Annotated in this window: 10 protein-coding genes; 8 read left to right on the plus strand and 2 right to left on the minus strand. The window is 59.7% G+C overall.

Features of this window, described 5'->3' with window-relative positions:
- Positions 1 to 752 precede the first annotated feature (752 nt).
- The 3 genes from NJQ44_RS15710 (at position 753) to NJQ44_RS15720 (ending at position 3,893) form a co-directional block, all read left to right on the plus strand.
- A complete protein-coding gene (locus tag NJQ44_RS15710) occupies positions 753 to 1,745 on the plus strand; it encodes a hypothetical protein (RefSeq protein ID WP_254272276.1) in 993 nt (330 codons plus the stop codon).
- A 604-nt stretch (positions 1,746 to 2,349) separates the two neighbouring features.
- The gene (locus NJQ44_RS15715; protein WP_254272277.1) at positions 2,350 to 2,523 is read left to right on the plus strand and encodes a hypothetical protein; all 174 of its coding nucleotides are present in this window, start codon (positions 2,350 to 2,352) and stop codon (positions 2,521 to 2,523) included.
- A 2-nt stretch (positions 2,524 to 2,525) separates the two neighbouring features.
- Positions 2,526 to 3,893: a hypothetical protein gene (locus tag NJQ44_RS15720; protein ID WP_254272278.1), complete on the plus strand. Its 1,368-nt coding sequence runs from the start codon at positions 2,526 to 2,528 to the stop codon at positions 3,891 to 3,893.
- 91 nt (positions 3,894 to 3,984) lie between these two features.
- On the opposite strand, the gene NJQ44_RS15725 is transcribed toward NJQ44_RS15720, so the two are convergent.
- Positions 3,985 to 5,631 carry an alkaline phosphatase family protein gene (locus NJQ44_RS15725; RefSeq protein ID WP_254272279.1) on the minus strand — a complete coding sequence of 549 codons (1,647 nt, stop codon included), beginning with the start codon at positions 5,629 to 5,631 and terminating at the stop codon, positions 3,985 to 3,987.
- A 164-nt stretch (positions 5,632 to 5,795) separates the two neighbouring features.
- Positions 5,796 to 7,262: a flippase gene (locus tag NJQ44_RS15730; protein WP_254272280.1), complete on the minus strand. Its 1,467-nt coding sequence runs from the start codon at positions 7,260 to 7,262 to the stop codon at positions 5,796 to 5,798.
- A gap of 286 nt (positions 7,263 to 7,548) precedes the next feature.
- Between NJQ44_RS15730 and NJQ44_RS15735 the strand changes: the two genes are divergently transcribed.
- The 5 genes from NJQ44_RS15735 (at position 7,549) to NJQ44_RS15755 (ending at position 14,848) form a co-directional block, all read left to right on the plus strand.
- Positions 7,549 to 8,166, plus strand: coding sequence for a metal-dependent hydrolase (locus tag NJQ44_RS15735; RefSeq protein ID WP_254272281.1), 618 nt, complete (start codon positions 7,549 to 7,551; stop codon positions 8,164 to 8,166).
- A gap of 608 nt (positions 8,167 to 8,774) precedes the next feature.
- Positions 8,775 to 10,403 carry a DNRLRE domain-containing protein gene (locus tag NJQ44_RS15740; RefSeq protein WP_254272282.1) on the plus strand — a complete coding sequence of 543 codons (1,629 nt, stop codon included), beginning with the start codon at positions 8,775 to 8,777 and terminating at the stop codon, positions 10,401 to 10,403.
- Positions 10,404 to 10,460: 57 nt separating this feature from the next.
- Complete coding sequence (locus tag NJQ44_RS15745; RefSeq protein ID WP_254272283.1) at positions 10,461 to 12,317, plus strand: right-handed parallel beta-helix repeat-containing protein; 1,857 nt, start codon at positions 10,461 to 10,463, stop codon at positions 12,315 to 12,317.
- A 135-nt stretch (positions 12,318 to 12,452) separates the two neighbouring features.
- Entirely contained in the window at positions 12,453 to 13,850 is a 1,398-nt protein-coding gene (locus tag NJQ44_RS15750; protein ID WP_254272284.1) for a sulfatase family protein, read from the plus strand.
- Positions 13,851 to 13,942: 92 nt separating this feature from the next.
- Complete coding sequence (locus tag NJQ44_RS15755; RefSeq protein WP_254272285.1) at positions 13,943 to 14,848, plus strand: alkaline phosphatase family protein; 906 nt, start codon at positions 13,943 to 13,945, stop codon at positions 14,846 to 14,848.
- The last annotated feature ends 74 nt before the right edge of the window (positions 14,849 to 14,922 follow it).

Genomic DNA, 14,922 nt, shown 5'->3' on the forward strand with positions numbered 1-14,922 from the left:
GTACGGGCGGGACCGTCGACTGGCAAACGCCGCCGACAGAGTACGAGAGCGAAACGACTCGCGGGAGACTCCCCGACGAGACCATATAGTCATAGATTTTACATCTCGTATTTCTCGCGAACCCCGCAAACCTGGAGGAGGACCCCGCCGAGTATTTCACGACCGCTCGTTCTCGGTACATCGACGAGAGCGTCGAGTTTCCACGCGGACCGTGACGAGTGAACGCCGCCCTGGCGGTTCGACCACAGCGATACGCGTCTTCGTCGAGCGGGTTCGGCGGGGTGCGATAGTCGTCGGCATCGTAACTGTAGATGAGACGGACAGGCGACCGGTGTAATTCTGGTGTCGCGGCTGAGTCGACCCCGACCAAAGGGTCGCCGGACGCTCGTAGTCCGTGCCGGGAATCCGGTCCGACCCCTCCGTGTACGAGGACCACGTCTGTCTAGCGAGTTAGCACCGTGGTCGTCGAAATACTACTTGTTAACACCACGGTAAGAAGCCTATACCACATTCGATTTCGGGTAAGGGTTTTTTTAATACGTTAGCAAGCAGTGAGCAAGGATTACAAAGCGTGTGGTAATCTTATCGAACTGGTGAAAATGTAATTTTACCACCACCAGTAACAGTCCCTTACTGCAATGGAAGGCAGCAAAGATCGTAGTACGGCAGAGCAAGACGACAGTCGAGACCAGGGCGGATATGGTGTCGGTCGTCGAGGGTTTTTAAAGACGGTCGGTGTTGCTGCCACGACAGTGACAGCGGCGACAATCTACAGCGAGAACGTCTCGGCTGTGGGCGATGGATACGGTGAGAACGGCTACGGCAACGGGCTATACGGCGGTGGTGGCCCGACTGTTACCACGGAAGCGGTAACCGATGTCACGGCCGTGTCGGCGACACTCAACGGAACACTATCGGACCTCGATGGGGCCGACTCCGCCGCCTGCTACTTCGAGTGGCGACAGGTCGGCGGGACCGACTGGAACGCCACGACGAGCGAGACGCTTTCGACCACCGGGTCGTTCAGTGCGTCGTTGACCGGATTCGACGACAGCGTGGACTACGAGTACCGCGCTGTCGCCGATGCCGCAGACGGAGAGAGCACCACGGGGAGCACTGTTCGCTTCACTACAAGCGACTCCCTGCCAGCAGTCACCACGGACTCCGCCTCCTCTGTGACCGCCTCGGCAGCGACACTGAACGGCTCACTGGACAGTCTCGGAAACGCATCGTCGGCCGAGTGTTACTTCGAATGGCGAGAGGCCGATTCCTCGTCGTGGAACACCACCGCCAAACAGTCCCTCTCGTCGACGGGGTCGTTCAGCGCCGACATCAGCAACCTCACGGAGGGTGTCAGCTACGCGTATCGAGCGGTCACCGATGCGGTAGACGGCGATGCTGCAACCGGGAGTACGCTGTCGTTCTCGACGAGTACTAGCAGCACACCGCCGACCATCGACTCGTACTCCGTGAGCGAGGCGGGCAAGCCAGACCCGCATCTCCAAATTACGACGAACTGGAGCGTCTCCGACGCGGACGGTGACCTCGATACAGTAATCATCCGAGTGACCGATGGCTCGGGAACCCTCATCGATGCAGGTGTGACCGAGGTCACCGGTTCGTCCGCCAGTCTCGCCAACGAAATCAAGATCCGACACCAAGACAGTAAGACAGTCGATGTCACGCTGACCGTCGTCGATACGCTGGGCAACAGCACCAGCCAGACCGAGTCGGTTACCGAGTAACACCCCGAACGGAACGCGTTTTTCTCGATTCTCCGGCCCCCAAGAGAGCGGCGTTGCGCGGTGAGTTCGGATAGCATAGCGAGCTGAAGCAGTTCTGCGTCCCACGTCACTCCGTGGGTCTGCGACGGACCCTGGCTTGACGTGTGACGGCCGTTCCGCGACATTCGTTAGCGGCGGCACCCTCAACTCGGCCACCATTCCGATGGAGTGGGCGACCCGTCATTCGGGATGCATCCGTTGGTAGTAACTGCTTATCGCGATAAGTGTCGTCTACTTGAACACACATATCATGGATACTACCCTGCAACGATTGCTAATGGATTCACGATAAGTGGTAAGAATCTCACATCCACGATTGTTTAGCTGGTCATAATTCCGTGAGAACGACTATTTTGGTAAGGGATAGTTACCCTGGTGTGGTTAACGACCGTACCGCAGTTGCACCGAGTAGCGAACCCCGGTCTCGAACTCCGCCGACGTCTGGTCCAGACGGACAATCGCCCGAGTATAGCGAAGATGGCGGAGGGGAGACGTACTTGGTCCACCTGACCGCCCACGGAGCATCAAGGTCCGATCGACGCAGCAACACCTACCTTCAACAACTATGACATCACATCAGACGGAAAATCGCAGCTACAACCTTCCCCAGGAAGGCGACGCCGACTGGGAAACCCCAGTCAACGAGAACTGGGAACAGATAGACGCGGACATCCAAGCCGTATTCGACACGGTAGATGCCGTGTGGAACGAGCTCGACAACGACGCTGGAGGCAACTGACAATGCCGACCGAAAATCGCGACTATAACCTTCCTCAAGAGGGCGACGCCGACTGGCACGTCCCAGTCAACGAAAACTGGCAACTGATAGATGCAGACGTGCAAGCCGCGTTGGAAGCAGCGCAGGAGGCACTCGACGCAGCCACCAGCGATACCAGCGACAGCACCGACGGCAGTACCTCAGACACGACCGATGACAGCACGACCGATTCCACCACTGGCGGAACGGGATTTACCTGGGATCAGACCCACGTCGATACGTCCTGGCTGACTGACGCGGCCGTAAACGATACCCTGAACGTCGAGAAAGTCACGTCCCTGGACTTGGAAGGGTCCGGTTCCATCACCGAAGCCGTCCAGAACGGCGGCAGCGATCCGACAGTCATCGTCTTCGAAGTCGGTGGCGTCATCGACATCGGCGGTGGTCCGTACTGGCGGATGGAGCAGCCGAACACGTACATCGCGGGCCAGACCGCACCATCCCCCGGTATCTCCATGATTCGGGGTGGACCCCGATTAGAGGCCGAGAACGTCATCGTTGAGCACATGTCCTTCTTCTGTGGCGACGACGTGAACGACACGACTAAGGCTGGTGCCGTCACCATCGACGAACAGCCCAACGTCTTGCTCAACCACTGCACGGCCGCGTGGGCCACGGACGTTAACATCCGCGTCCCCGATGGCGGCGGTCCCGGTGCGTTCATCAATGGTATCTGTACAGAGGCACTGAACAACTCCAGCAACCCGGAAGCCCCTCACGGATACGGGTTCAACGCGCGATACGACGGGAAATGGGACCTGATGGGCAATATCTGGTCGCACAATTGGAAGCGTAATCCCCGCTCGCGACATCCCGACGTGGACATCATCTGGGTCAACAACTACGTCTGGAACTGGGGTAAGCGATTGTACCACGGACGCGAGGACGAGGGTCCCGACATCGACTGGATAGGCGACGTGGCGGAAGGCGGTCCGGATACCGACATCGGAGAAGGTGTCTTCGAGAACAACAAGGCGACCGTCTACTGGGAGGATAACACGCTCATCCCATCCGATACACCGCTGAACGACGGCAACGTCGACTACGTTGACCAAGCCATGAACCTCCCGGACGGCCTCAGCGTGTCCGACCTGACTCCATCCTCGGAGTTAGCCGACGCCCTCGTGCCGTCCGCTGGTCCTCGCCCGGCCGACCGACCCCCGCAGGAACAGCGTATCGTCGACGACTTCGTGAACCGAGGTGGAGAGATAATCGACCACCACGACGAGGTAGGCGGGTACCCCTCCTACTCGCCGAACATGCGGTCACTCAATCCGCCGAGCACCGGTGTGCTGGACTGGGTCCAGCAGTACACGAACGAAGTCGAATAAGGCGTTCAGACGCGCGCCACATCTTCCCCCGGGGTTGCCCCCTTTCAACCCCGCATTCTCCCCAGTGAGCGGCGGGTGAGTGACTCGGCCGTCAGAGATAGCCGAGGTCTTCGAGTCGCTCAGTCACCTCGCCATCCGACGATTGGTCGTGGAGGGAACCCCTGGCGTACGGCACGTCGTCGAAGCGCCGTACGCGGACCGACGCTGCGAGCAAGTCCCGCGGGGCCGTCCCCGTCATCCGTTCGGGAACCGGTCGCCCCATCGCCGCCAACACCACGGGCGCGACGTCGGTCAGCGAGAGCCGTTCGGCCTCAAAGTCCTCATCGAACGCCGGTCCCGACGCCACGAAGACGCCGTCGAGTTTGTGGTCGTGTTTGTCTACCCCGACGAATTCCCCACCGTAGAGCGAGTCCGAGAGACTGTTGTCCATGTCTCGCGGACGGACGACTACGTCAGGCCCGTGGTCGGCGAGCGGTCCGTCGTAAAACTCCTGCCGTCGCACAACGGAGTCGAACGCCGGTTGGCCGTCCGGCGTCTCGACGCGTTCCAGTAAGTCGACTATCTCCCGTTGAACCTGTTCATACTCCGAGGGTGCAACGACACCGTCCGGCTCTCTCCCCTCAAGGTTGATTCGGATTCCCAGTCGCGTGTGCCGCCGACAGTACGCCCGCGACTGTCGCCAGTCGACCTGTTTCGAGGTGGCGTCGACGAGGGCCTCGGGTAACCTCTTGAACACCGCCGGCGGAACCCCGAGGGAGGTGGTCGTCCTGTACACCCGACCCGGCGTGATACCCGCACGGCCGAGCGTGTCAACGACAGTCGAGAGCATTTGAGTGGCCCACGACTCGTCGCGGTCATCGTCGACTGTCTCGCCGACGAGTTCCGACTTCCGGCCCCCGAGTGATGGCGTCGCCCCGCCTTCGGTCGTCTCCAAGTACCCGCCGCGTCGGAGCAGTTCGTTGACGAAGATGCGATGGCCTCGAACCGGTCCGATACCGTGGTCCGAGCAGACAATGACGTTTACTGGCTCCGCTATCTCCTCCAGAACCGTCCCCATCAGGTCGTCGGCCGCTTCGTAGACCTGCCTGAATGCCGCGTCGTCGTCGAAATTGTGAACCACCGCGTCGGTCTTCTGGACCTGAACGAACGCGAACTCCCATTCTTTTTCGCGCACCAGATATTTCGCGGCCTGCTTTCGCGTGTCGATGAGGTCGAGATAGCCTTTCAGTCGCTCTTCCCCGTCCGAGGACTTCTCAGCGTGTGAGTAGATACGATACTGTTCGTCGATAGCGCCCGAAACTTCCTCGCGTATTCCGGACGGATGCCCGGAGACAGTCTCCTGTGCGATGTATCCCGGAATCATGACGCCCTCGATAGGTTCGGCCGGGTGCGTAATGGGAACGTTGAGCACTACTGACGGCACCCCCTCGGTCGACAGGAAGTCCCATATCGCTGGCGCCGCCACGTCCGCTCGAGAGATCAACTCGCCTTGGTCGGGATACCCGTCGTACCGAAAGAACCCGTACGCGCCGTGATAACTGGGGTCGACTCCCGTGTACATCGAGGGCCACGCGCTCCCCGTCCACGGCGGATGTGTCGAGCGAAGCGGGGCCTCAAAGCCGCCCTCGCGGAGTCGTTCAAAATTCGGTAGCGATTCTCGATACCGGTCCAGATACCGAAAGTCGAGCGCGTCGAACCCGAATACGATTGTCCGAGAACTCGAGTCATCCCCGCTCATGGCATCCCCCCCATCCATCCGCCGTCGGCTGTGTCGATGGTGACCCGCATAACGCGCCTGCCAAAGCACGGAGAATAGTTAGTTATTCTTCGTGTTCGCGACTATGCTGGCCTTACTTGAAACGTTCGGGCCGTAACGGCCATACCGAGCGACTCGCGCATCGGTCACTTGATAAAGGACAGCACTTGCTTTGTCTCTAGCAGTCCAGTCACGAGCGACAGTGCTCCCCAGACAACGACGCCGACAGCGACGACAGCGACGAGCGTGACCCACCCGGTGATGTACTCAATGAGAGTGAACACGACGACGGACATCGTGGCCGTGATAAATGCAATCAGTCCGAGCCTCCGGAGTACAAATCCGGCGCGGAGGTCAAGTTCTTGCGTGATGATAGCGACGTTCGCGGCGGTGTAGAGGCCGCGTGTTGCCACAGTGGCGATGGCAGCACCCACGACCCCGATGACCGGTATTAACGCGACGTTCAAGCCGACGTTCAGCACGGCGGTGACCAGCCGGGCAATCGCTCGCTCGCGCGCTCGGCCGAGGTAGTCCAGCCCGTTATCCGAGATCTGCATCACCATCGTCAGTATCACGTACAGACCGAGAACCCGAAGCACGGCTACAGCGCCACTGTACTCCGCTCCGAACACGAGGGTAATTAGCGGTTCGGCGACGAGGACGAGACCGGCACCAGCGGGTGCATACAAAAGGAGTGCGTTCATCACCGTCTCTTCGTATATCCGGGAGATTCGACCGAGATTCCCTGCCGCCTTCTCACTGCCAAACGTCGGCGAGATAGTGAAACTGAGAGCGGAGGTTGGTGCTAAGACGAAACTCACCACTTTCTCGCTGACCACGTAGTAGCTCACCGCGACAGGAGAGAGGAAGAACCCGACGAGGAGCGTGTCTATCCGCTTGTCCAAGACGATAGACGTGTTCGTCGCCATAATCGGGACCGCATACTCCGCGATTCGGCGTCGGAGCCCCGGTTCGGCGGTGGCCGTGGCGTCGTAGAAGCTACGGGCGCGTCGTGCGAGATAAACGAAACCGACGACGCTCGCGAGGAGCGAACTGATTACGTACCCCCAGAGCGCACCTGTTGCGCCGAACCCAGCGACGACGAGGCCCAGTGCGAGTAGCACGCGGCTGACTCGGCCGACCGCTCGCAGCACGGCGACGAATGTGATGTCCTCAAACCCCTGAATGACCTTCTCCAAGTACGCCACCAGCGTCCCGAACACCATGAACAGCGTGCCGAGGAGCAGAAACGGGACCAACGCCGATTCGTTCAGGAGAGTGGCGATGTAGCGATGACTGGCCACCAGCACCAGCCCCGCGAGGAGGATGGATCCGACATTGAAAAGCAGCGATGTTCGCACGATGTGCGGAATCTGCGTCGGGTCGGTCTCCCTGTACTCGGCGATGTATCTGCCAGCCGAGCGTGCGATACCGAACCGTGCGACCAACTGAAATGTACTGGCGACGGTGAGCGCGAGAAAGAGTACCCCGTAATTGCTGGGGTCCAACAGCCGCGCCAGCCCAACGGAAAGCGCGGCTCCAGCAGCGGCGGTGATGAACTTGCTTACGAGTTGAGCCCTGAAACGCGAGGCGAGTTCGTCCTTGAGACTCATCGATGGCCTACGACACTGACGCGACGTGTCCGCTCCAGAACGTCGCGAGCGCGAATCACCCGCGTTTGGTGGATATCGAGTAAACCGTTGGTCGGTGCTGTACGTCCCGCCGACGGCTGCGTCACGTAGCGTCCAGTGGGCTGCGAAAACTTCCGGTATCGACGACGCACCCGCCGATATCTCGCTCGAGTGGCATCAAGGGCGCTAGTCCCACAGTTCACGTGGAAACCTGCTGGAGCACAGCTATATTGGTATAGAGTACGTACCAATATCATCCAGTGTCATGATGCCGTGGGAACACGCTTTCGTCGGGTACGTTAGCTACTCACTGTTCGTCCACGCAGTCTACCGCGCGTCACCGACGAGTGCGTCGACAATCGTGGTCGGTGTTGGCTCGCTGTTCCCGGACCTCGTCGATAAGCCCCTTGCGTGGGAGTTGGGCATATTCCCGAGCGGGTATGGTATCGCTCACTCGGTTTTCTTCGCGTTGCCTGTGTCGGTTGCCACAGGATGGTTCGCGTGGTCACGCGGACGGCCGCGGCTTGGCATAGCGTTCACAGTGGGCTACCTCCTCCATCTCATGGCCGACCTCGGCTCGAAGTTTCTCCTCGATGGGGAACTGCAATTGGCCCGGGTTCTGTGGCCGATTCGGCAGGCTGGGTCAGGATACGACACCGGGTTCGTCGGAGAACTGACAGGCAACATCGTCGGGTACGTCCGCTGGATGAGCAGCGAGATGGTGTCTGCCAACCCGGACCCGTACTTCCTCCTCCTGCTCGGAATTTGGCTACTTGGAATGGCAGTGTGGCTTTATGACGGAATGCCCGTCGCCCGCGACCTGTTCGACGCGGTCAGACGAGTAGTGCGTGATATCGCTCGCGCCGCGCGGTCCTCCCGACGCTGAGAGAGGACGGAAACGGCGATTTCCGGACGATGCGTGATTACCGAGCCTGTTCGCAGCGCCGTGAATTTCGTCGCCTTCCGAACTCCCTCGCGGTTGTCTTTTCTCGTCAGTACTCCCGGGCGCACTACGGCGTGACGCCACGACGCACCGAAGTGGACAGTGGAATAGTATAGTAAGGCCATCGTACCAGAATCGACTACACTCGGGTATCGATACGCTTTTGCCTCCAAGATGCCGGAGTCAGATACGTCGAATCAACGGACAGAACGTGGAGAGAGTTGGTAAGGTGGTATTTTTGGGAACTTATCCATAGATATTCTTTGTTTCAATATCTCGCAACAAACTCCGTCACAAACGCTGAAATTTCCAGAATCCGGTGTGAAAGTAGTTCCAGACAGTCTACAGAGAGCGCCACAAATAGCCAGCGTAACTGGTAAACGAGTATATATCTTTACTAATCCGATATAATCGATAGGGGCATGAAGGAGAGTGAAACGGGGTCCGAACGGACCTACCATTCTCGAAGAAGTGTCGTAAAAATCGCCGCGTCAGTGGCAGGACTCAATATTCTCGGAACAGGTGTCGGAGCGGCACAAGAAGAGCTCAACGTGAGAGATTTCGGGGCGACGGCTGATGACGACACGGAAGATACGGAGGCGTTTCAAGATGCGGTGGATGCGGCACGCGGCGGTGGGACGGTGTACGTCCCTCCCGGCGAATACCTGATACGGCGGGTCCGAATCCGTGAGAACACGACTATCTACGGTGAGGGGGAAGAATCGAAGTTGCTTCACGCACCGTGGAATCTCGACGAGTTCCCGACGACGAGCATCCTCCTCGTCAGGCGTGCGGACGACGTCACGATTCGCGACCTCGGCTTCAGCGGGAATCTCGACGCGATGACCTACACCGACGACCCCGGTTCGGGGAATTCGGACCTCCTCGACCTCAAAGGCGGACAGCGAGTGACCGTGGAAGGGTGCTATTTCGAAGAGCCCTTCACCGCCGACGTTATCGACGTCGACCTCACCGACGAGGCAGTCAATTACTCGATATCTGACAACTACATCGACATGCGGGCCTACGATAGGGCGAACGAGGGCATCCTGATGCGGGGACGGAACCACCAGATAACGAACAACTACGTAATCGGGTCCAACTCGCGTACGCGGGCGGCAATCGCCGTTGACGACGGTAGCACCAACAACAAATTCCAGGGGAACGTCGTGGAGGACAGCTACCGTGCGTACGACATTCGCGGCGACCCCGACAATCCGACACATCCGTTTGTCGACAACGAAGCTGTCGGCACGTTCGAGTCAGAGAGTAATTTGGACGGAGCGATAGTCTCCAACTCGAACGACATCGAAGACGATGTCCCGGTCGCTGTCGAAACCCTCGAACCGACGAACATCGGCGCAACTTCCACACTCCTGCGAGGGAATCTGGTCGAACTCGGAGGTAACGACACCGTGGAGTGTTACTTCGAGTGGCGACAGACCGGCGCGGACGAGTGGAACGCGACGACGCCGCAGACGCTCGACGCGCCTGGAGAATTTAGCCAATCGCTCACTGACCTCGAAAGCGACACAGAGTACGAGTATCTGGCTATCGCCGAGAGCGACGCCGACAAGACTTCCGGCGTGGGATACACGTTCGTGACCGCGACCGAGGACGGGTCGTCGACGCCGGGGACGGTCGTGTTCCAAGCGGGTGTCGATGGCTACGACGGCGCTGCCGATACCTACCTCCAAGAGTCACAACCGGACGAAAATTACGGGGCGGCGGCACAACTCCTCATCGACGGATCCAATCCGGGACGGACCCAACAGGTCGTTCAAGGCCTGCTGCGTTTCGATTCTATCGTCGGAAGCGACACCGGACAGGTCCCATCGGGGGGGACGGTTACCGAGGCCACGCTGACGCTCGAAATCACGAACAGCGGCTCTGGAGGCAGCTTCCACCCGATGTTGGTCGACTGGAGCGACACGGACACGTGGAACACGCTCGACGGAGGTATCCAAAACGACTCGACGGAAGCGGAAACTAATCCCGACTTCAACACGGGAAGGGTCGACGAAGGAACGTTGACACTCGACGTAACCGACCGAGTGCAAGCGTGGGTCGATGGGCAAGCCAACAACGGATGGGGTATCCTCCCCAACGGGACTAACGGATGGGAGTTCTACTCGGCCGAAGGAGCGACGCCGCCGAAGTTGACCGTCACCTATGAATGAGTGGTCTCCGAGTGAGAGAGCCTCGCCGACTGGCGTCAGATAGCGCCTGCGCAGGTCATGAGTGACGACACGGCACCCCGTACCGCGCAATCGGAACCATCAGCGGTGCGTTCGCGCCGACAGATCCTGCAGTACTTGGCCGCGGGCGCGCTCGGCGGAGCGACCGCTGTTGGCCTCGACCACGCTCTCGGCACGGACGGCGACACGACCGACAGCGCCAGCGAGCAGGAACGAATGTACGATATCGCCGTGTACGAAACAGACACTGGCTACGAAGCTGTCAGTTCGGGCGGCGAGACGGTCAACTCTGGCAGCGACGGATGGGCAATCCTCGAAAGTGGAATCCGTGCCGCGCCCGATAGCGGGTCGGTCTACGTCGAAGGACAGTACCAGAGCGAGTCGACAATAGAAGTAGCGAAGTCACTCACGGTGTACGGCGACGAGGCCACCATCGAGCACCGTCACGCCGGTGATTTCGTGTTCCGCTTCCAAGGTGAGGAACGATACGAAACCACGCTCGCCGAGGAGGTGACGACGGGTTCGAACAGCATCAGATTAGCGGACACGTCTGAGATTGAGAAGGGCGATATGGTCCTCCTCGCCGAGGAAAGTGGCGCCCCCGTCCTCGGCCGAGGGCAACCCCCGGGTGAGCCACACAGCGTGCTTGGAGTCGACGGGAGAGTCGTCAGACTGGAAGACTCCGTCGTCTGGCGGGACGGCTATCCCTCCGGAACGCTGGTCTACGTTCTCGATCCGATAACGGTCCACCTATCGGGTTTCGACCTGAGCGCGCCCGCGAAAGACGAGAACTACTACGGCGTGATGGCCTCCCAATGCCGTGATTCCACCTTCGAGGGGCTATGGATGGATAAGTTCGGAAGCCGCGCGATACTGCTGGAAGCCTGTGCGAACGTCCGCGTCCGGGACTGTACGGTGCTGCAAAGTTCCGACATTGAGGCGAGTGACGGGTACGGCATCCAGTTGTGGGCGGGTTGTCACGACGTCATCGTGGAGGGATGCGTCGCCAAGGAGTGCAGACATCCGGTGTCTGTGACCTCCGGCGGGGACCGACAGGTCCCGTCGCGGACAGTCATTGTCCGCGACTGCTTCGTCACGTCCGACGGGGCGGGGGCGCTGAACTGTCACGGCGGCGCGGCACACGACATCAGGTTCGAGGGGTGTACGGTTCATACGTGGGGTGAGTCTGGGGTTGTCACCGGTGCGCAACGGACGAGCGTCGCTGGCTGTGAGTTCAGACTGGACGGCAACAACGCAGTCGATACGCGGGGCGACGGGCAAGAGCGAATCGTTACCGTCACCGACACGGACATCTTCGGCGCGACGAACGCTATCAAACTCAGTCAGGAGGAAGATTGGAACTACGCCCCGCTGTGGAAGCTTGTCCATCTCGAAGGCGTGCGTGCCTACGGGTGTAATCGGTTCTTCTCGCTCGGCGGCGGTCAGATAGATCGTGTGCGGGACCTGCTTCTCAGAGGGTGTTACTGGGACGAAGTCGACGAGGAGGGGATTCGGCTGTTGAACCAACTTGACGGTGGTATTATCCAAGGTAACAACTTCGGCAATGCGCCGGACCAACCACACATTCTGGCACGTGGCGACCCGGACAACGTTATCAGAAACCTTCAGATCAGCGGCAATACGTTTACGCAAGGGAATGGAGACAGAGCGTTCGTTCGACTGGCACACGGCCACCGGTGCGTCGTTTCGAACAATAGATTCGAGACGGAGTCTACCGTCCTCATGTACGTAGACGGACCAAGTTCGACCGGGAATCTGATTACGCAAAACGCGTACTATGCTCCGGATCCACCGACAGACACGATTATGATAAATGAGGGGTCGGTCGCGACGGACAACCACGTGTACGAGACGAGTGCTGGCAGATGGCGCTGACGGCCGTCGATGCGTCACTCTGGACTCGACTACTGACGGCGGTCAGTCTCCACGTCCGTTTGCCGGGCATCTAACACTGCCCTAATCGGAGTACTTCGTTGCTAACAATCACACACAGGATTCTACCTGCGACCAGTGACGAACCGACAGAGCATCGTCTGGATAACGCTCGAAAGCATCAGGTACGATCACACATCTCTGAGTGACTACGACCGCGACACGACTCCCTCGCTCCAGCGAATCGCGGATGGCACGGAGGGGAACTCCTTCGATCACTGCATCAGCCACGGCAATTGGACGGGAACGTCGTCAGCGTCAATTCTGACCGGAACGACCCCGCCGACACACGGGATTTTCGGAGAGAGCAGCCTCGTCCTCTCGGAGGACATTGAGACGATCCCAGAGCTACTCCCCGAAGAGATGACCACACAGAGCCTCGTTTCAAATCCGAATGCCGGTCCGGCGAGGGGTCTCGACCGCGGGTTCGACGACCTGCGATACGTCGTCCCATCGAGACTGCGGGACGACGTGGGGCTTTGGACGATGGCGAAATCCACACCTCAGCTCTGGTCCCACGGCGGGGGTCTCACCGCAGATATCGACCGCCACAAGGGTCTCACGTCGTATATGACGGTCGACCTCGCCAAGCGCTTCGTCGCATCGCAGGACGATCCCTACTTCATGTACCTCCATCTCGGAAGCAGTCACCACCCGTACTTACCCCCAGCGGCGTACCTAGACGCCTTCACAGACGAACTCACTATCAGTCCACAGCAGGCGCTGGACATCGCCCAATCGCGGTACGAGGACATCCACGAACTAATCGCCGATGGCGGACTGTCCCCGGACGAACGGCAGGCGGTCGAGGCGATGTACGACGCCGTCATATCCCACGTCGACTACTGCGTAGGCGAACTCTTCGACGCCATCCAGCGAAACAGCGACGATACTATCGTCGTTGTCACGGCTGACCACGGCGACCTCCTCGATGAGTACGACTTGGCCGGGCACAAGTTCGTCTTAGACGACGCGCTCATACACGTCCCGCTCGTAACGCATGGACTCGACGGAGTCGACCACCAAACCGGGGAAGTAGTCCAGCACATCGACGTCCTCGAAACCGCGTTATCGCAAATTGGCGTCGAATCGCTGCAGTTCGAAGGTAGCAATCTGAGGACCGATAGCCGTACGCTCGCGGTGACCCAGCGGTCCGGCAACAACGCACAGGAGAACCTGAAGCAGGTCCGCGAGTACGACCCAAAGTACGAACTCCCGATTCGACACCTACAGACGGCCACCTCCTTCCGGTCGACAGAGGATAAGTTGGTCCACAGCGAGGACGCGGTCGAACTGTTCGCGTTGCCCGACGAGCAGACTAACCTGAAAGACCGGCATTCGGAGAAGTACGAGGAGATGCTGACCGAAGCGAGACGCTGGCTCGACGAGCACGAAACCAGACCCGCCGCCGAGCGAGAGCAGGAACTGGACTCCGATATCAAAGACCACCTCTCGGATATGGGGTACCTCGTTTAGAGCCGTGAGACGGAACCCGTTCCCGACGACCGATCGAAGCGAGTTCGGAACAGCGCGGAGCGCCCTCCAAATTACCGGTCTAACCCGACATCATGTACTCGATTGAACAACTCTGGTCCGGGGTGAAACATCCCGAGTTGATATTCTCGAAGGTCAACGGGATGCTCAACCAATGGCGAGTCGGAGAGCGATATTACCCCGGGGGCGTCGACGTGTTTGACGAGGACTGGGACAACCTCATCATTCTCGATGCCTGCCGATACGATTTCTTCGTGCGACAGGTGTCACTCCCGGGAACGACCGAGAGGCGAACCTCGCGAGGGGCGACGAGCCGAGAGTTCATTCGCGGTAACTTCACGAACAGAGACGCACACGACACGGTCTACGTCTCGGCAAACCCGTGGTTTCTCAGGCTACACGAACGTATCGGCGGCGAAGTCCACGACTACGTGAACCTCCACACCGACGAGAAGCGCGATGCGGTCGGCGGACTCACGACGAGACCCGAAACGGTCACGGAACACGCCGTCGAGGCCCACGACACGTATCCGAACAAGCGACTCATCATCCACTACTTGCAGCCCCACCAGCCGTACCTGACCGATTTCGGTCGCGAGAACTTCGATTTCCACAGGGACGCGGTGCTGTCGGTGAAGCGAAGTGACGTCGACAGAGGCGATGTGATCCGGGCCTATCGTGAGAACCTCGACCTCGTTCTCGGCGAAGTAGGATCCCTCGTCGACTCGCTCACGGGAAAGACGGTCATCACGGCCGACCACGGAGAACTGTTGGGCGAGCGCGAACGACCGATTCCGGTTCGAGGGTTCGGACACCCCGGCGGGGTGTACGTCGACGAGTTACTCGAAGTCCCCTGGCACGTACTCGAGACCAGCCCACGAAAGGAAATCGTCGCGGAGAAGCCAGCCGCCGCACTGGACGAGCAGATAGACCACGAAGCGGTCGAACAGCAACTGGAGGACCTCGGCTATCGCATGTGAGCCGACCGCCGTAATCCGAGTCGACGACGAGTTCGATGGGAGATGCTATCGGTCGCCGAGAAACCCTCGCAGGA

This window comes from Haloarcula marina (assembly GCF_024218775.1).
Lineage (GTDB): Archaea > Halobacteriota > Halobacteria > Halobacteriales > Haloarculaceae > Haloarcula > Haloarcula marina.